Below are 18,307 nucleotides of genomic sequence, written 5' to 3'. Positions count from 1 at the left end.
CCTCATGGAGGAGGCGTTGATCATCTTCGCGCTGCTGGTACTTTTCGCCTTCCTGGGCCTGGGCGCGTACGTGACCGTCAAGGTGGTGGGGGCCGCCAAGCGCGGTGTGGACCGGACGATCACGCAGGCCCGGCGGACGGTCGAGGACACGACGCTGCGGGCGAAGAGCTTCGGGCAGGTCGGGGTGAGCGGCGCGCTGGCGCAGCTGCGGCTCGACCTGCGGACGTCGATGCGGTCCACGCAGCAGGCGCTGTACCAGGGCGTTCAGGCGGACGCCTCGCTGCGGGAGTCGATCGGCTTGTTCGAGCGGCTGAGCGCGCACGGCTACGAGTTGGACGATGAGCTCAAGCGGCTGGAGCAGGAGCCGGACCGGCAGCGGATCGCCGCCGGACTCCCGGACCTGCGGGAACGTACAGCCAAGATCACAAAGGCGGCGGATTCGCTGCGGTGGGCGGCGCGCGACCGGGCCCGCCGGTTCGCCGAGGACGAGCTGAGCGTCCTGTCGGACCAGATCGAGATGGAGTCGGGCGCGCTGCGGGACTGGTCGCCCGAGGCGGTGGACGAGCTCGCGGCGGCGGCCGCGGCGTGGGACGCGCAGCAGGCCGGGCCGGCGCGCGACCGCGCACCGCACGGGTCGGCGCAGGCTCCGGCCGCGGGCGGTCGGGGTGCTGGTAGTCGGGGTGCGGACGGCCGGGGGGCGGGAGCCGATCAGGCGGCGCTGAACCAGGCGCCTCCGGCGGCGTCCTATCCGTGGCAGAAGACGCGCCGGCCGGAGAGCACGACCTGAGCACCACCTGATGCCGGCCTGACGCCGGTGATGCCGGCCTGAGGAGTGCCTGATGCCGGCCTGAGGAGTGCCTGGGCGGGGCAAGGGGCGGGCTCGAGCGGGGGCGGTGGCGGACCGCGCGGGGCGGGGGCTGGGGGTGCCCGGCGCGGCGGTGCCGTGGCGATGCTCGTCGGGGAGTCCGGGGCGGTGCCGGGGGAGCGGGTGAGGACACCGAGTAGGGAGAGTCCGGCGCGGTGTCGGGGGGGCCGGTGAGTACACCGAGTCAGAGCCCCAGGCTGCCGCGGAACGCCCACGGGCGGTACCCTCCGGCTCATGTCCCGCCATGTCGCCATCGTCACCGATTCCACGGCCTACCTGCCCCCACCGGCCATGGCGCGGCACGGAATCACCTCCGTACCGCTCACCGTGGTGCTCGGCGACGAGGCGCTGGAGGAGGGCACCGAGATCTCGGCGCGCAGTCTCGCGCTGGCCTTGCAGAAGCGCCGCTCGGTCACCACCTCGCGCCCCGGCCCGGAGGAGTTCGTCCGGGCCTACCAGGCCGCGGCGGACGCCGGCGCGACCGGCATCGTGAGCCTGCACCTGTCCTCCGAATTCTCCGGTACCTACGATTCCGCGGTGGTCGCCTCCAGGACCGCGCCCGTACCCGTCCGCGTCGTGGACACGGGCATGGTCGCGATGGCCCTCGGGTTCTGCGCCCTGGCCGCCGCCGAGGTGTCCGAGGCCGGGGGCTCCCTGGACGAGGCCGTGGCGGCCGCGGAGAAGCGGGCGGCGGACATGTCCGCGTACTTCTACGTCGACACCCTCGACTACCTCCGGCGCGGCGGCCGGATCGGGGCCGCGCAGGCCCTGCTCGGTTCGGCCCTGGCGGTGAAGCCGCTGCTGACGCTGGACGGTGGGCGGATCGAGATGCTGGAGAAGGTGCGTACCGCTTCGAAGGCCATCGCCCGGCTGGAGGAGCTGGCCGTGGAGCGTGCCGGTTCGGCCAGCGTCGACGTGGCGGTGCACCACCTGGCGGCGCCGGAACGGGCCGAGAAGCTGGCGCAGCGGCTGCGTGAGCGCATCCCGGGCCTGGTGGAGCTGCACGTCAGCGAGGTGGGCGCGGTGATCGGCGCGCATACCGGACCGGGGCTGCTGGCGGCCGTCGTCTCGCCCCGGTGAGGCGCTGAACGCCTCAGGGGCCCGAGGGACCCGGTGCGAGTGCCTCAAGGCCCCATGGCGAGGGCCCGCGGGCTCGCGGTGAGCACCGGAACGGGTGACGGGGTTATCCACAACGGGGCTTTCGTCCACCGGAATTGAGGGTTCCGAACGGCGGTCGGGTTCGGCTCGTACGGTCGTTGCATGACTCTTCGAACGCGAACGCGTACTCCGCTCCAGTCCCGTGCCACCAGCGGTCCCGGCCGCTCCCGCTCCTCCGACGGCCGCCTGCGGTTCAGGGGGGACCGGCCCCGTCGCGCGCCCGCCGAGCCGGGCGCGGTGCGCCGACGGGCCGAAGCGCTGCTGGGCGGCAGCAGCCCGCCCGAGGGGTCCTCCGGGGGCCTGCCCGGGGCGTCGCCGCCCGGGGAGTTGGCCGGGGCGCCGCCGATTGCGGGGGACCTGCCCGTGGCGCCCCTGCGCGTACGGGCCGAGGCGCTGTCGGTCGAGCCGTCCGGGGCACCGTCAGCGGCCTCGGCCGGATCGTCCGCCGGGCCGTCCGCCGGGCCGTCGTCCGGGTCGCTTGCCGGGCCGTCGTCCGGGTCATTGCCCGGTGAGGCGGTGGGGCTCTCGGCCGGGGAGGCTCGGAGGCTGGCCGTGCGGGAGCGGCTTCCGGTGTGGTTCCAGGCCCGCTGCGGAGTGGAGCCGCGCACGGTGGGGGCCGTCGCGATCGTGCTCGTGGTGGCGGTCGGCTTCGCGGGGCAGCAGTACTGGTCCGCCCGGCCCCAGCCGGTGACGGCCCCCGCGGTGATCGCCCCGGCTCCTGCCCCGGTGCCGGTCTCGGCCCTGGCGCCGGTCGCCGCGTCTCCCGGGGGCCCGGCACCGCCCGGCGGTGCGCGGATCGTGGTCGACGTCGGCGGCAAGGTACGGGAGCCGGGTGTGCGGCGGCTGCCCGCCGGTTCGCGGGTGGAGGACGCGCTGGCCGCCGCCGGCGGAGTGCGGCCGGGCACGGACACCACCGGGCTCAACCGGGCCCGGGTGCTGGTGGACGGCGAGCAGGTGCTGGTCGGCGTACCGGCACAGCCGCAACCGCAACCGCCGGCGCTGGCTCTACCGGGCGGGGGCGGGGGCGGGGGTCCGACTGCCGGTCCGCTCAGCCTCGGTTCGGCCACGGTGGAGCAGTTGGACGGGCTGCCGGGGGTCGGGCCGGTGCTGGCGCGGCACATCGTTGACTTCCGCACGGCCCGCGGCGGCTTCCGCTCGGTGGAGGAGCTCCGCCAGGTGAACGGCATCGGCGAGCGGCGCTTCGCCGATCTGCGCCGTCTGGTGCGGCCGTGAACCGCCCCGACGGGCCGGGCCCGGTGGATCTGCGCCTGGCCGTGCCGGCCCTGGCCGCCTGGGCGGCCGCCGCCCTGGCCCTGGGCGCGCCCGCCGCGTGGACGGCCGCCGGGGCCGGGCTGGGCGGCGTCGGCGCCGGACTGCTGGTGCTGGCCGCCTGGCGGCTTCCGGGAGCGCGGTGGAGGATCGCCGCCGCCGCGGGCGCCGCCCTGCTGTGCGCGGCGGCCGGAGCCGGGGTGGCGGGGCTCGAGCGGGCCGAGGCGCGGGCCGGGCCGGTCCCTGGGCTGGCCCGGGAGCACGCCCGCGTCCTCGCCGACCTCACCGTCGGCTCCGACCCCCGGGTGCTCCGCGGCGGGAACGGGCCGCCACTGGTGCTCCTGGACGCCGTGCTCACCCGCGTGACCGGGCCCGACGGGGCGCGTACCCGGGTCGAGACCCCGGTGCGGGTGCTCGCCGGACACCCGGGCTGGGCCCGGCTGCTGCCCTCCACCCGGGTGGAGGCGGTCGCCCGGCTGGCCCCGGCCCGGGGCGGTGAGCGGGCGGTGGCGCTGCTGCGGCCGGGTGGGGACACCCCGCCGGTGGTCACCGGCGGACCGAGCACCGCCCAGAGGGTCGCGGGGCGGTTGCGGGCCGGGCTGCGCGAGGCCACCGAGGGGCTCGCGCCGGACGCGAGGGCCCTGCTGCCGGGGCTCGTCGTCGGGGACACCTCCAGGGTGCCGCCCGATCTGGACGAGGCGTTCCGGGCCACCGACCTGCTGCACCTCCTGGCCGTGTCCGGGTCCAACCTCACCGTGGTGCTGTTCCTGCTCATCGGGCCGCCGGCCCGCGCGCAGCAGGCCGAGCGGCGCGGGCTGGCCCCGCTCCTCGGGCTCTCGCTGCGGGCGACCGCCCTGTGCGGGGCCGCGCTGACCCTCGCCTTCGTGGTGGTCTGCCGGCCGGAGCCGAGCGTGCTGCGGGCCGCGGCCTGCGGCACGGTCACCCTGGCCGCCATCGCCACCGGGCGGCGCCGGTCCCTGATCCCGGCCCTGGCCGCCGCCGTGCTGCTGCTCGTGCTGTACGACCCGTGGCTGGCCCGCAGCCAGGGCTTCCTGCTCTCCGTCCTGGCCACCGGAGCCCTCCTGACCCTCGCCCCCCGGTGGAGCGGAGGCCTGCAGAGACGCGGGATGCGGCCCCGGCTCGCCGAGGCGCTGGGAGCCGCGGCGGCCGCCCAGGCGGTGTGCGCCCCCGTGGTCGCCGTGCTCGCGGCCCGGGTCAGCCTGGTGGCGGTGCCGTGCAACCTGCTGGCCGAGCTCGCGGCGGGCCCGGCGACCGTCCTCGGCTTCGCGGCGCTCGCCGCGGCTCCGCTGTGGATGCCGGCCGCGGAGCTGCTGGCCCGGTGCGCCGGTGTGCCGGCCGGGTGGATCGCCGCCGTGGCCCGGGGCGGGGCCCGGCTGCCGGGAGCCGAGCTGCCCTGGCCCGGCGGGCTCGGCGGGGGTCTGCTGCTGGCCGCCGCGACCCTGGCCGTCGTGGGGCTCTGCGCCCGGTTCGGCCTGCGGCGGTGGGTCTGCGCCGCCCTGGCCGTGCTGCTGCTCCTCGCCGTCCTGCGGCCGCCTCCGCTCGTCCGTACGCTCGCGCACTGGCCGCCGCCGGACTGGCGGCTCGTCCAGTGCGCCGTGGGGCAGGGGGACGCGGCCGTGCTCGCCCTCGGCCCGGGCACGGCCATGGTGGTCGACGCCGGCCCGGAGCCCGGCCCGGTGGACGCGTGCCTGCGGGCCCTGGGCGTGCGCAGGGTGCCGCTGCTCGTGCTGACGCACTTTCACGCGGACCACGTGGGAGGCCTGCACGGGGTGCTGCGCGGGCGGTCCGTAGGTGTGATTCAGGCCACCACGCTGGAAGAGCCGCCGGGACAGGCGCAGTTCGTCCGCCGGGCCGCGGCCGGCGCGGGCGTGCCGGTCGTGCCGGCGGCGGCGGGGGAGCGGCGGCGGGCCGGGCCGCTGGACTGGGAGGTGCTCTGGCCGCCCGCCGGACCGCCGCCCGAGGGAGCCAACGACGCGAGCATCGCCCTGCTGGTGCGGGGTGCGGGGCTGACCCTGCTCCTGCTGGGGGATCTCGAACCCCCAGCACAGCAGGCCCTTTTGAGGCATCATCCGGAGCTGGGACCCGTGGACGTCCTCAAAGTCGCCCACCACGGCTCGGCGCACCAGGACCACGAACTGCTCGCCCGCGTCAGGCCGAGGTTCGCCATCGTGCCGGTCGGTGCGGGGAACCGCTACGGACACCCCGCACCAGGTACGCTCACGCGACTGCGGGCGATGGGTACGGCCGTGCTGCGCACCGATACCGACGGCTCGATCGCCATCACCGGGGCCGGCCCCGGGATGCGAGCGTTTCCGGCCAACCGCCGTCGGAGCCGGCGCGGGCACACCGGGCACGACCGTTCTGTTTGCCCGCAACCCGACAGCATGATCGAATTCGTTTTCGCCAGATCGGTACGAGTCCACACAGCACGGGGGTGCATAGACCTTGTTCGGGCGACGACGGGCGATGGAGACGGCCGGAAGTTCCAGCCCGCACACATCCGCCACACTGACGCTCCCACCGACGGCGCGGCTGCTCAGCTGCCGGGTTCTCGACACGGTCCACCAGCCGGTCCGGCTGGCCGCGTTCGAGGTGACCGACCCGATCGGCCGCCGGATCGTCGGCGGGGAGACCGACCCGTACGGCGGGTTCACGGCGGCCGTGCCGGAAGGGGAGTACCGGCTCTCGGTCACCGCCGAGGGGTACGCGCCGTTCCACGGGGCGACGATCGTGGGGGATCCGGCGCAGCCCGGCACCGCCGAGATCATCCTCGACGCGGTGGAGCCGCCGCTGCTGCCGCAGCCCGGCCACTGGGAACTCGACCCGACGCATTCGTCGATCGGCTTCTCGGCCCGCCACATAGGGTTCGCGCGCGTCCGCGGCCGCTTCAACACCTTCGCCGGCGCGGTGCGGATCGCGGAGCGGATGGAGGACTCCTCCATGCACGTGATCATCGACGCGGCGAGCATCGACACGGGTCTGCGGATGCGGGACGACCACCTGCGGTCGGCGGACTTCCTGGACGCGGTCCGGCACCCCACGGTGGAGTTCTACAGCGAGCGGTTCATCCACCGCAGCGGCAGCCGCTGGGCCGTCGCGGGCGCTCTGACCCTGCACGGGGTCAGCCGCTCCGTCACCCTGGACACCCAGTACCTGGGCCTGGGCACGGGCCTCGAGGGCGAGCCCAGGGCGGCCTGCCGGGCCACGGCCGAGCTGCACCGCGAGGACTTCACCCTGAACTGGCAGTCGATGCTGGCGCACGGGGTCGCGGCGATCGGGTCGAGCGTCGACGTGACGCTGGACATCCAGATCGTCCACAAGGCCTGACGGGGTCAGGGAGCTTCGAGCCAGCCCTCGTAGGCGTCGGCGAGGGCGTCGAGCGCGTCGGGGTCGAGCCGTTCCCGCGGGTCCTCGACCACCACCAGCCACTGGGCGTCCTCGGCGTCGTCCTCACCGGCCAGGGCGTCGCGGACCAGCTGCGGTTCCTCCGGGAGGCCGAAGCGGTCCGAGGCCTCCCGCGCCACCTCCTCGGCGGCGTCGCGGTCGGGCAGGACGAGTACATGTCGCAGGTTCACGCGACCATTCTCGGGCACGCGGCGCGTGGGGCTGTCAGTGCGGCGTGGGATGCTGGAGCCGATGGCCACCAGGAAGAACTCCACCGACGATCCGCTCGCCCCGCTCACCCTCGCGGTGGGGCAGGAGGACCTGCTGCTCGACCGCGTCGTCCGGGAGATTGTGACGGCCGCCCGAGCCGCCGACTCCGACACGGACGTGCGCGACCTCGCCCCGGAACAGCTCCAGCCCGGCACGCTGGCCGAGCTGACCAGCCCGTCGCTCTTCTCCGAGCGCAAGGTGCTGATCGTGCGCAACGCGCACGACCTGTCGGCGGACACGGTCAAGGAGGTCAAGGCGTACCTCGCCGCGCCCTTCGAGGAGATCACCGTCGTGCTCCTCCACGCGGGCGGAGTCAAGGGCAAGGGACTGCTCGACGCGGCCCGGAAGGCGGGGGCCCGCGAGGTCGCCTGCCCGAAGATGACGAAGGCGGCGGACCGACTGGCCTTCGTACGTGGCGAGTTCCGCACGCTGGGCAGGTCGGCGACGCCCGAGGCGTGCCAGACCCTGGTGGACGCGATCGGGAGCGACCTGCGGGAGCTGGCGAGCGCGGCGGCGCAGTTGTGCGCCGACGTCGAGGGCACGATCGACGAGGCCGTGGTCGGCCGGTACTACACGGGCCGGGCCGAGGCCTCCAGCTTCACGGTGGCCGACCGGGCCGTCGAGGGGCGCGCGGCGGAGGCACTCGAAGCGCTGCGCTGGTCCCTTTCCACCGGGGTGGCCCCGGTGCTGATCACCAGCGCCCTGGCCCAGGCGGTCCGTGCGATCGGCAAACTGGCCTCCGCCCCGCGCGGTGCCCGCCCGGGCGACCTCGCCCGGGACCTGGGCATGCCGCCGTGGAAGATCGACCGGGTCCGCCAGCAGATGCGGGGCTGGTCGGCCGACGGTGTCGCCGACGCCCTGCGCGCGGTGGCCGCCGCCGACGCGGGGGTCAAGGGCGGCGGCGACGACCCCGAGTACGCCCTGGAGAAGGCAGTGGTGGCGGTCGCCCACGCGGCCAGGCCGGCCCAACGCTAGCGCGGTGACCGGAAAGGTTCACCGTGTCGCGGCGCCCCGCACGGTACCTCGCCGCGTTGTCGGGCCGGCCGAGTGCCGGACGTACTCGCCCGGCCCGACGACGTGGCGGCCGACGTCCCGTTGACGGTAATCCCGGGCCGCGCCGGCCTGTCCGGCTGCGGGTTCGGCGTGCTCAGCCGGTGCTGTGCCGCGTACGCCCCACGGGTGATCACCCGGCCCGGCCGGGTCCCGCTGCGCGGTGTCGTGGGCCGGCGCCTGGCGGGGGCCTCCCGCATCCGGACGCAAAGAAGCCCCCCAGTGGGGACCAGGGGGCTTCCACGCTGGTCAGCGTGGCGTACTAGCCAGCGTGCCGTGTCGATAAAAATGTCACGAGGTGTGCCGCACTTGCCGCGGCTTGCGCGAGCAGAGCCGCGTGCGGCGCGGTGTGCCGGTCCGGAGCGGAAGAGAGGGTCCGCTGAGTCCTTACCGGCGATTCACATCGAGAGCTCAGCCCTGCAGGGCGGCAACCTTGATGGCCAGCGCCGACTTCTTGTTGGCGGCGGCGTTCTTGTGGATGACGCCCTTCGAGACAGCCTTGTCGAGCGCACGCGCGGCGGCGCGAGAAGCCACGGTGGCCTTCTCGGCGTCACCGGCGACGACGGCCTCGCGGGCCTTGCGGATCGCGGTCTTGAGCGAAGACTTGACGGCCTTGTTGCGCAGGCGCGCCTTCTCGTTCGTCTTGTTCCGCTTGATCTGGGACTTGATGTTCGCCACGAAAGAGCCTTTTCAGGTTCAGAGTTTTGTTCTTCGGATTGTGTCCCGACAGCTGAGAGGGCATACGAGACACAGCTACCCAGGCTACCAGGCACTCTGCGGGTGGCCCAAACCGAGCGCACTGCCCCGTCCATGGGACCATGGGAGTCTGCGTACAGATCCGAGATCCCGCCGCCGAGAGCGACGGGAGCCGGATCCACGCTCCGACCGACGCTCCGCAAACGCTTCCGACTGCGACCCGAGAATCAGGACACTGCGTGCCCGCGATCCCCAGCCACGTGCCCGAGCCGAGCCGTACCGACCCGGCGCTGATCCGCAACTTCTGCATCATCGCGCACATCGACCACGGCAAGTCGACCCTTGCCGACCGGATGCTCCAGCTCACCGGTGTGGTCGACCAGCGGCAGATGCGCGCCCAGTACCTCGACCGCATGGACATCGAGCGTGAGCGCGGCATCACGATCAAGTCCCAGGCGGTCCGGCTGCCCTGGGCCCCCACCACGGGCGAGGGCCTGGGTACCACCCACATCCTCAACATGATCGACACCCCCGGGCACGTCGACTTCACCTACGAGGTCTCGCGCTCCCTCGCCGCGTGCGAGGGCACCGTCCTCCTCGTGGACGCGGCCCAGGGCATCGAGGCCCAGACCCTCGCCAACCTGTACCTGGCGATGGAGAAGGACCTCGCGATCGTCCCGGTCCTGAACAAGATCGACCTGCCGGCCGCCCAGCCGGAGAAGTTCGCCGAGGAACTCGCGAACCTGGTCGGCTGCCAGCCGGAGGACGTGCTGCGCGTCTCGGCGAAGACCGGTCTCGGCGTGGACGTGCTGCTCGACAAGATCGTCGCCACGGTCCCGGCCCCGGTCGGCCCCAAGGACGCCCCGGCCCGCGCGATGATCTTCGACTCGGTCTACGACTCGTACCGCGGCGTGGTCACCTACGTGCGTGTGGTCGACGGCCAGCTCAGCAAGCGCGAACGCATCCGCATGATGTCCACCGGCGCCACCCACGAGCTGCTGGAGATCGGCGTCTCCTCCCCGGAGATGACCCCGGCCGACGGCATCGGCGTCGGCGAGGTGGGCTACATCATCACCGGCGTGAAGGACGTCCGTCAGTCCAAGGTCGGTGACACGATCACCAGCCTGCACAACGGCGCGACCGAGGCCCTCGGCGGCTACAAGGACCCGCGGCCCATGGTTTTCTCGGGCCTGTACCCGCTCGACGGCTCGGACTACCCGGACCTGCGCGAGGCCCTGGACAAGCTGCAGCTCAACGATGCCGCGCTGGTCTACGAGCCGGAGACCTCGGCGGCGCTCGGCTTCGGCTTCCGCGTCGGCTTCCTCGGCCTGCTCCACCTGGACGTGGTGCGCGAGCGCCTGGAGCGCGAGTTCGGTCTCGACCTGATCGCCACCGCGCCGAACGTCGTCTACCGGGTCGTCATGGAAGACGGCAAGGAAGTCTCCGTCACCAACCCGAGCGAGTTCCCCGAGGGCAAGATCTCGGACGTGTTCGAGCCGGTCGTCCGGGCCACCCTGCTCGCGCCCTCCGAGTTCATCGGCGCGATCATGGAGCTCTGCCAGCAGCGCCGCGGCACCCTCCTCGGGATGGACTACCTCTCCGAGGACCGCGTCGAGATCCGCTACACCCTCCCGCTCGCGGAGATCGTCTTCGACTTCTTCGACCAGCTGAAGTCCAAGACGCGCGGCTACGCCTCCCTGGACTACGAGCCCACCGGCGAGCTGTCCGGCAGCCTGGTCAAGGTCGACATCCTGCTGCACGGCGACAAGGTCGACGCCTTCTCCGCCGTCTGCCACAAGGACGCCGCCTACGCCTACGGCGTGCGCCTGGTCGCCAAGCTGCGCGAGCTCATCCCGCGGCAGGCCTTCGAGATCCCGATCCAGGCGGCCGTCGGCTCCCGCGTCATCGCCCGCGAGACCATCCGCGCCATCCGCAAGGATGTCCTCGCCAAGTGCTACGGCGGTGACATCTCCCGTAAGCGGAAGCTGCTGGAGAAGCAGAAGGAGGGCAAGAAGCGGATGAAGATGGTCGGCTCCGTGGAGGTCCCGCAGGAGGCCTTCATCGCCGTCCTGTCCAGCGACGAATCCTCCGGCAAGAAGAAGTAGCGACCGGTACGGAACGAGGCCCTCACGCTCAGGCGTGAGGGCCTCTTTCGTTATGAACCGGCCGCCTGCGGGCTCTTACGCACCGGCCTGGCGGCCTCTAGTCTGATCACTGCTCGACGGTTACTCGCCAGTCACTAACCGGCACGTCTCAAACCCGCCAGTCCCAAGCGCCCCCCAAGCGCCCCACGCCCACGCACTGCCGCGTGGACCGGTCCGGAGGATGTCGTGAGCGACACACAGACCTTGATCGAGAACCGCCCGCCCACCGTGGCGGCCCTCTTCCTTGAGCGCGTCGCCGCCACGCCCGACGCGGAGGCGTACCGGTTCCCGGTCCCCGCGGCCGGCGGCGGGGGCGCTCCCGACGACTGGAAGTCGCTCAGCTGGGGACAGGCGGCCGAGCGCGTCTTCTCCATCGCCGCCGGCCTGATCACCCTCGGCCTCGAAGCGGAGGACCGTGTCGCCCTCGCCTCCAACACCAGGGTCGAGTGGATCCTCGCCGACCTCGGCGTGATGTGCGCGGGCGCCGCGACCACCACCGTCTACCCGAGCACCAACGCCGAGGAGTCGGCGTACATCCTCGCCGACTCGGCCAGCCGGGTACTGATCGCCGAGGACGCCAAGCAGCTGGCCAAGGCGCGCGAGCACCGCGCGGACCTGCCCGGGCTGGCGCACGTCATCGTCCTGGAGGCCGCCGACGCGGTGCCGGCCGACGGGGACCCGGACGGCTGGGTGCTCTCCCTCGCGGACCTCGAGAAGCGCGGTGCGGCGCACCTCGCCGAGAACCCCGGGGCGGTGAAGGAGCGGATCGCGGCGATCACCGCCGACCAGCTCGCCACCCTCATCTACACCTCCGGTACCACCGGCCGCCCCAAGGGCGTACGGCTGCCGCACGACAATTGGTCGTACATGGCCAAGGCGACCGTGGCCACCGGGCTGATCACCAAGGACGACGTCCAGTACCTGTGGCTGCCCCTGGCCCACGTCTTCGGCAAGGTGCTGACCTCCGGCCAGATCGAGGTCGGGCACGTCACCGCCGTCGACGGACGCATCGACAAGATCATCGAGAACCTGCCGATCGTGCAGCCGACCTACATGGCGGCCGTCCCGCGCATCTTCGAGAAGGTCTACAACGGGGTCGCCGCCAAGGCGCGGGCCGGCGGCGGGGCCAAGTACAAGATCTTCCAGTGGGCCGTCGGCGTCGCCCGCGAGTACGCGAAGGTCACGCAGGACAACTTCCGGCGCACCGGCAACGCCACGGCGCCCTTCGGCCTCACCACCAAGCACAAGATCGCCGACGCGCTCGTCTACTCCAAGCTCCGCGAGGCCTTCGGCGGCAACCTGCGCGCCGCCGTCTCCGGGTCCGCGGCCCTGGCGCCCGACATCGGCTACTTCTTCGCCGGCGCGGGCATCCACATCCTGGAGGGCTACGGCCTGACGGAGTCCAGCGCCGCCTCCTTCGTCAACCCGGGCGAGGCCTACCGCACCGGAACCGTCGGCAAGCCGCTCCCCGGCACCGAGGTCCGCATCGCCGACGACGGCGAGATCCTGCTGCGCGGCCCCGGCATCATGGAGGGCTACCACGGGCTGCCTGAGAAGACCGCCGAGGTGCTGGAGGCGGACGGCTGGCTGCACACCGGGGACATCGGCGAGCTGTCGGCCGACGGCTACCTGCGGATCACCGACCGCAAGAAGGACCTGATCAAGACCTCGGGCGGCAAGTACGTCGCCCCGGCCGAGGTCGAGGGCCAGTTCAAGGCGATCTGCCCGTACGTGTCGAGCATCGTGGTGCACGGCGCGGACCGGAACTTCTGCTCGGCGCTCATCGCGCTCGACGGACCCGCCATCCTGGGCTGGGCCGCCGAGAACGGGCTGGAGGGCAAGACGTACGCGCAGGTCGTGGCCGCCCCGCAGACGACGCGGCTGATCGAGACGTACGTACAGACCCTCAACGAGGGGCTCCAGCGCTGGCAGACGGTCAAGAAGTTCCGGCTGCTGCCGCGGGACCTGGACGTCGAGCACGGCGACCTCACGCCGAGCCTGAAGCTGAAGCGGCCCGTGGTCGAGCGTGAGTTCAAGCACCTGATCGAGGAGATGTACGAGGGCTCCCGCGAGGCGTAGCGCCTGCCGCGGGCTCGGCGGGGCGGGCCGGTGGCCCCTCCCGCCGCGCCCGCCGTTCCCGGGGGGTGTGGCGGGTGCGGGACAATGGGCGCATGCCTTCCGTACTGCCCGACGGTGAACCCATGCCCGAAGACGGCTCGCTGCCGTCGCACGCCCTGGCGGGCGCAGGCGAGCGGCCGCTCGGCTTCTACCTGCACGTCCCGTACTGCGCCACGCGCTGCGGGTACTGCGATTTCAACACCTACACGGCCACCGAGCTGCGGGGCACCGGCGGAGTGCTCGCCTCCCGGGAGAACTACGCCGACACCCTGATCGACGAGGTCCGCCTCGCCCGCAAGGTGCTCGGCGACGACCCCCGCGCCGTCCGCACCGTCTTCGTCGGCGGCGGCACGCCCACGCTGCTCCCGGCCCGGGACCTCGTACGGATGGTCGCGGCGATCCGGGACGAGTTCGGCCTGGCCGAGGACGCCGAGGTCACCACCGAGGCCAATCCGGACTCCGTGGACCCGGAGTACCTGGCCGAGCTGCGCGCCGGCGGCTTCAACCGGGTCTCCTTCGGCATGCAGAGCGCCCGGCAGCACGTCCTGAAGGTGCTCGACCGCACCCACACGCCCGGGCGGCCCGAGGCGTGCGTCGCGGAGGCGCGGGCGGCGGGCTTCGAGCACGTCAACCTCGACCTGATCTACGGCACGCCGGGGGAGTCGGACGAGGACTGGCGGGCCACCCTGGACGCCGCGCTCGGCGCCGGGCCGGACCACATCAGCGCGTACGCCCTCATCGTCGAGGAGGGGACGCAGCTCGCCCGCCGCATCCGCCGCGGCGAGGTCCCGATGACGGACGACGACGTGCACGCCGACCGCTACCTGATCGCCGACGAGGCGATGGCGCAGGCCGGGTACCACTGGTACGAGGTGTCGAACTGGGCCACCACCGAGGCCGGGCGCTGCCTGCACAACGAGCTGTACTGGCGCGGCGCCGACTGGTGGGGCGCGGGCCCCGGCGCGCACTCGCACGTCGGCGGCGTCCGCTGGTGGAACGTGAAGCACCCCGGCGCCTACGCCGCCGCCCTGGCCGGGGGCAGGTCCCCGGGCGCCGGTCGCGAGCTGCTGTCGCCGGAGGACCGGCGGGTCGAGCGGATCCTGCTGGAGCTGCGGCTGCTGGACGGCTGCCCGCTGACCCTGCTGGCCCCGGCGGGGCTCGCGGCGGCCGGGAAGGCCCTCGCGGACGGGCTCCTGGAGCCCGGCCCGTACGCGGCCGGGCGGGCCGTGCTGACCCTGCGGGGGCGGCTGCTGGCCGACGCGGTGGTCCGGGACCTGGTGGACTGACGCCCGCCGTACGGGGTGACAGGTGACGGGTCACGGGCGGCCGAGGGGAGAACGGCGGCCTCAGGGGGCCGTCACGAAGTCGATCAGCTCCTCGACGCGGCCCAGCAGCGTCGGCTCCAGGTCCTTGTACGAGGTCACCCGCGACAGGATGTGCTGCCAGGCGGCCCCCGTGTTCTCCGGCCAGCCCAGGGCCCGGCAGACGCCCGTCTTCCAGTCCTGCCCGCGCGGCACCACCGGCCACGCGGCGATGCCCAGCGCGGACGGCTTCACCGCCTGCCAGACGTCCACGTACGGGTGGCCCGCGATCAGCACGTCCGGCGAGGTCACGGCGGCCGCGATGCGGGACTCCTTCGACCCCGGCACCAGGTGGTCCACGAGGACGCCGAGCCGGGCGTCCGGACCCGGTCCGAACTCCGCCACGATCGCCGGGAGGTCGTCGATCCCCTCCAGGTACTCCACCACCACGCCCTCGATCCGCAGGTCGTCGCCCCAGACCCGCTCCACCAGCTCCGCGTCGTGCCGCCCCTCGACGTAGATCCGGCCGGCCCGCGCCACCCGCGCCCGCGCCCCCGGGACGGCGATCGACCCCGACGCCGTACGGGACGGTGCCACCGGGCCGCGCGGCGGGCGGACCAGGGTGACCACCGCGCCGTCCAGCAGGAACGCGGCGGGTTCCATCGGGAACACCCGCCGCTTGCCGAACCGGTCCTCCAGGGTCACCGTGCCCGCCTCGCAGCCCACCACCGCGCCGCAGAAGTCCGTACCGGCGGCCTCGACCACCAGGTCGGGCTCCGCCGCCACCTCGGGCACGGCCTTGGGGCGCTTCCACTGCGGGGTCAGGTCGGGGGAGTACTCGCGCATCCGGCCGACAGTAGGAGAGGCGCGGCGATCACGCCTCCGACACGCCGAAACGCGCGGCCAGTGTGGCGCGTTGCGCACGGACGAAGGCCGCGTCGACCACCGCTCCGTGACCCGGTACGTACAGCGCGTCGTCACCGCCCAGGGCCAGCAGCCGGTCCAGGGCGTCCGGCCAGCGGGCCGGCACCGCGTCGCCGCCCGCCTGCGGCTCGCCCGACTCCTCCACCAGGTCGCCGCAGAAGACCGTCTCGCGCTCTCCCGGGACGAACACCGCCAGGTCGTGCCCCGTGTGCCCCGGCCCCAGGTTGGCCAGCAGCACCCGCACACCGCCCAGCTCCAGCGTCCACTCGCCCGACACCGCGTGCCGGGGGAGCACCAGCAGCTCGACGGCCTCCGCCGCCTCCGACGCGGCCAGCCCGTGCCGCACCGCGGTCCGCCGCAGCGGCTCCCGCCCGGCGTCCAGGACGGAGTCCAGCCCGACCGCGGCGTACACCTCGGCCCCGGAGAACGCCGCCGCGCCCAGAACGTGATCGAAATGCCCGTGCGTGAATGCGATATGGGTCACGCGGCGACCCGTCAGCCGCTCGGCCCCGGCACGGATCTCCACACCCTCCCGCAGGCACGAACCGGGGTCGATCAGGAGCACCGACTCGTCCCCCACCACCAGTCCCACCGTGCAGTCCCACACCGGAAGACGCCGCCGTCCGGCCCGTCCGGTCAGCCGTTCCCAGCCCGCCTCTTCCCATCGCACGTCCATGCGGCGACGCTACCCTGACGGGCCGCCCTTGCCAGGGCGTCACCACCCGGCCGTACACTGACCGGGGGGTCTCTGGCACTCGAACGACCAGAGTGCCAAACGGAGTGCCAACGAACGCCGGCGCAACACGGCGACGGACCACAGCTGGAGGTGTGCGCGATGCTCAGTGAACGCAGGCTCGAAGTGCTGCGCGCCATCGTCCAGGACTACGTCGGGACCGAGGAGCCGGTCGGCTCCAAGGCTCTGACCGAGCGGCACCGGCTCGGCGTCTCACCCGCCACCGTGCGCAACGACATGGCCGTGCTGGAGGACGAGGGCTACATCGCCCAGCCCCACACCAGCGCCGGCCGCATCCCCACCGACAAGGGTTACCGGCTCTTCGTCGACCGGCTGGCGGGTGTCAAACCCCTGTCGACGCCCGAGCGCCGGGCCATCCAGAACTTCCTCGACGGCGCGGTGGACCTCGACGACGTCGTCGGCCGTACGGTGCGGCTGCTCGCGCAGCTCACCCGGCAGGTCGCCGTCGTCCAGTACCCCTCGCTGACGCGCTCCACCGTGCGTCACGTCGAGCTGCTGTCGCTGGCCCCGGCCCGGCTGATGCTCGTACTGATCACGGACACCGGGCGCGTCGAGCAGCGGCTCATCGACTGCCAGACCCCCTTCGGGGAGACCTCGCTCGCGGACCTGCGGGCCCGGCTCAACAGCCGGGTCGTCGGCCGCCGCTTCACCGATGTGCCCCCGCTCGTCCAGGACCTCCCCGAGTCCTTCGAGGCCGACGACCGCGCCACGGTCTCCACCGTGCTCGCGACGCTCCTCGAAACCCTGGTCGAGGAAGCCGAGGAACGGCTGATGATCGGCGGAACCGCCAATCTCACCCGCTTCGGACACGATTTTCCCCTGACGATCAGGCCGGTGCTCGAAGCGCTGGAGGAGCAGGTCGTGCTCCTCAAGCTGCTGGGCGAGGCCAGTGAGTCGGGAATGGCCGTACGGATCGGGCATGAGAACGCCTACGAGGGACTGAACTCCACGTCGGTCGTCTCGGTCGGTTACGGTTCGGGCGGCGAAGCCGTCGCCAAACTCGGCGTGGTCGGACCGACCCGCATGGATTACCCCGGAACGATGGGAGCGGTACGCGCAGTGGCACGTTACGTCGGACAGATCCTGGCGGAGTCGTAAGTGGCCACGGACTACTACGCCGTTCTCGGCGTGCGCCGCGACGCTTCCCAGGACGAGATCAAGAAGGCATTCCGGCGGCTTGCGCGCGAGCTGCACCCGGATGTGAATCCCGATCCCAAGACGCAAGAGCGTTTCAAGGAGATCAACGCGGCGTACGAGGTCCTCTCGGACCCGCAGAAGAAGCAGGTCTACGACCTCGGCGGCGACCCGCTGTCCTCCTCGGGCGGCGGCGGCGCGGGCGGATTCGGGGCGGGCGGCTTCGGCAACTTCTCCGACATCATGGACGCCTTCTTCGGCCAGAGTCAGCAGCGCGGCCCGCGCTCGCGGACCCGCCGCGGCCAGGACGCCATGATCCGCCTGGACCTGGAACTGGACGAGGCGGCCTTCGGGACCACCAAGGACATCCAGGTCGACACGGCCGTCGTGTGCACGACCTGCTCCGGTGAGGGCGCCGCCCCCGGCACCTCGGCGCAGACGTGTGACATGTGCCGCGGCCGCGGTGAGGTCTCGCAGGTCACCCGGTCCTTCCTGGGCCAGGTCATGACCTCGCGCCCCTGCCCGCAGTGCCAGGGCTTCGGCACCGTCGTCCCGACCCCGTGCCCCGAGTGCGCGGGCGACGGCCGGGTCCGGTCCCGCCGCAGCCTCACGGTCAAGATCCCGGCGGGCGTCGAGAACGGCACCCGCATCCAGCTCGCGGGCGAGGGCGAGGTCGGCCCCGGCGGCGGCCCCGCCGGAGACCTGTACGTGGAGATCCACGAACTGCCGCACTCGACGTTCCAGCGCCGCGGGGACGACCTGCACTGCACGGTCACCATCCCGATGACGGCGGCCTCGCTGGGCACCAAGTGCCCGCTGGAGACGCTCGACGGCCTGGAGGAGATCGACATCCGGCCCGGCACCCAGTCCGGGCAGGCGATCCCGCTGCACGGGCGCGGCGTCACGCACCTGCGCGGCGGCGGGCGCGGCGACCTCATCGTGCACGTCGAGGTCACCACCCCGAGCAAGCTGGACGCCCAGCAGGAGGAACTGCTGCGCCAGCTGGCGAAGCTGCGCGGCGAGGAGCGGCCCACGGGGCAGTTCGCGCCGGGCCAGCAGGGCCTGTTCAGCCGCCTGAAGGACGCCTTCAACGGCCGCTGAACGGCCCGCGAGCACGCGTACGAGCCCGGCCCGGGAACACCCCGGCCGGGCTCGCCGCATCCGGCCCGGCCGGGGCGTTCCCGGGCCGGATGCGGACTATGCCAGGCGAATGCCGTGA

Annotated in this window: 14 protein-coding genes and 1 pseudogene; 11 read left to right on the top strand and 4 right to left on the bottom strand. The window is 73.2% G+C overall.

From position 1 onward, the window contains the following. The first annotated feature begins 4 nt into the window (after positions 1-4). The 5 genes and pseudogenes from OTB16_RS04575 (at position 5) to OTB16_RS04555 (ending at position 6,640) form a co-directional block, all read left to right on the top strand. Positions 5-787, top strand: coding sequence for a hypothetical protein (locus OTB16_RS04575; RefSeq protein ID WP_267718555.1), 783 nt, complete (start codon positions 5-7; stop codon positions 785-787). A gap of 312 nt (positions 788-1,099) precedes the next feature. Further along, a complete protein-coding gene (locus OTB16_RS04570; RefSeq protein ID WP_267718554.1) occupies positions 1,100-1,945 on the top strand; it encodes a DegV family protein in 846 nt (281 codons plus the stop codon). A gap of 630 nt (positions 1,946-2,575) precedes the next feature. Further along, on the top strand, positions 2,576-3,256 hold the full coding sequence (locus OTB16_RS39200) for a ComEA family DNA-binding protein (RefSeq protein ID WP_324290768.1): 681 nt from the start codon (positions 2,576-2,578) through the stop codon (positions 3,254-3,256). Then, positions 3,253-5,634 (top strand): annotated as a pseudogene (locus OTB16_RS04560) (ComEC/Rec2 family competence protein); the annotation flags it as partial. The gene OTB16_RS39200 and the pseudogene OTB16_RS04560, both read left to right, overlap by 4 nt. Positions 5,635-5,779: 145 nt before the next feature. Beyond that, positions 5,780-6,640, top strand: coding sequence for a YceI family protein (locus OTB16_RS04555; protein ID WP_267718552.1), 861 nt, complete (start codon positions 5,780-5,782; stop codon positions 6,638-6,640). Between the two features lie 5 nt (positions 6,641-6,645). Here the strand turns inward: OTB16_RS04555 and OTB16_RS04550 are convergent, their stop codons facing one another. Then, positions 6,646-6,888, bottom strand: a complete 243-nt coding sequence (locus tag OTB16_RS04550; RefSeq protein ID WP_267718551.1) for a hypothetical protein — start codon at positions 6,886-6,888, stop codon at positions 6,646-6,648. A 61-nt stretch (positions 6,889-6,949) separates the two neighbouring features. On the opposite strand from OTB16_RS04550, the gene holA reads away from it, so the two are divergent. Continuing rightward, positions 6,950-7,942: a DNA polymerase III subunit delta gene (gene holA, locus OTB16_RS04545; RefSeq protein WP_267718550.1), complete on the top strand. Its 993-nt coding sequence runs from the start codon at positions 6,950-6,952 to the stop codon at positions 7,940-7,942. A 486-nt stretch (positions 7,943-8,428) separates the two neighbouring features. Here holA and rpsT read toward each other — a convergent pair whose 3' ends face one another. Beyond that, positions 8,429-8,695, bottom strand: coding sequence for a 30S ribosomal protein S20 (rpsT, locus tag OTB16_RS04540; protein ID WP_267718549.1), 267 nt, complete (start codon positions 8,693-8,695; stop codon positions 8,429-8,431). Positions 8,696-8,952: 257 nt separating this feature from the next. On the opposite strand from rpsT, the gene lepA reads away from it, so the two are divergent. From lepA to hemW, 3 genes are all read left to right on the top strand, one after another. Next, positions 8,953-10,818: a translation elongation factor 4 gene (lepA, locus tag OTB16_RS04535; RefSeq protein ID WP_267718548.1), complete on the top strand. Its 1,866-nt coding sequence runs from the start codon at positions 8,953-8,955 to the stop codon at positions 10,816-10,818. 225 nt (positions 10,819-11,043) lie between these two features. Further along, positions 11,044-12,936, top strand: a complete 1,893-nt coding sequence (locus OTB16_RS04530; RefSeq protein ID WP_267718547.1) for an AMP-dependent synthetase/ligase — start codon at positions 11,044-11,046, stop codon at positions 12,934-12,936. A 92-nt stretch (positions 12,937-13,028) separates the two neighbouring features. Then, positions 13,029-14,261: a radical SAM family heme chaperone HemW gene (gene hemW / locus OTB16_RS04525; protein WP_267718546.1), complete on the top strand. Its 1,233-nt coding sequence runs from the start codon at positions 13,029-13,031 to the stop codon at positions 14,259-14,261. Between the two features lie 60 nt (positions 14,262-14,321). Here the strand turns inward: hemW and OTB16_RS04520 are convergent, their stop codons facing one another. Beyond that, positions 14,322-15,122 carry a DUF3097 domain-containing protein gene (locus OTB16_RS04520; protein WP_267718545.1) on the bottom strand — a complete coding sequence of 267 codons (801 nt, stop codon included), beginning with the start codon at positions 15,120-15,122 and terminating at the stop codon, positions 14,322-14,324. A gap of 28 nt (positions 15,123-15,150) precedes the next feature. Continuing rightward, entirely contained in the window at positions 15,151-15,876 is a 726-nt protein-coding gene (locus OTB16_RS04515; protein WP_267718544.1) for an MBL fold metallo-hydrolase, read from the bottom strand. A gap of 159 nt (positions 15,877-16,035) precedes the next feature. Here OTB16_RS04515 and hrcA point away from each other — a divergent pair, with 159 nt between their 5' ends. Both hrcA and dnaJ read left to right on the top strand, forming a co-directional pair. After that, positions 16,036-17,052: a heat-inducible transcriptional repressor HrcA gene (hrcA, locus tag OTB16_RS04510; RefSeq protein ID WP_267718543.1), complete on the top strand. Its 1,017-nt coding sequence runs from the start codon at positions 16,036-16,038 to the stop codon at positions 17,050-17,052. Next, positions 17,053-18,189, top strand: coding sequence for a molecular chaperone DnaJ (gene dnaJ, locus OTB16_RS04505; RefSeq protein ID WP_267718542.1), 1,137 nt, complete (start codon positions 17,053-17,055; stop codon positions 18,187-18,189). Positions 18,190-18,307 lie beyond the last annotated feature (118 nt).

Origin of the sequence: Streptomyces antarcticus, assembly GCF_026627255.1 — a bacterium.
Taxonomy (GTDB): Bacteria; Actinomycetota; Actinomycetes; order Streptomycetales; family Streptomycetaceae; genus Streptomyces; species Streptomyces antarcticus.
The sequence above is the reverse complement of the archived record's forward strand: the minus strand, read 5'-3'. Positions and strand labels throughout refer to the sequence as shown.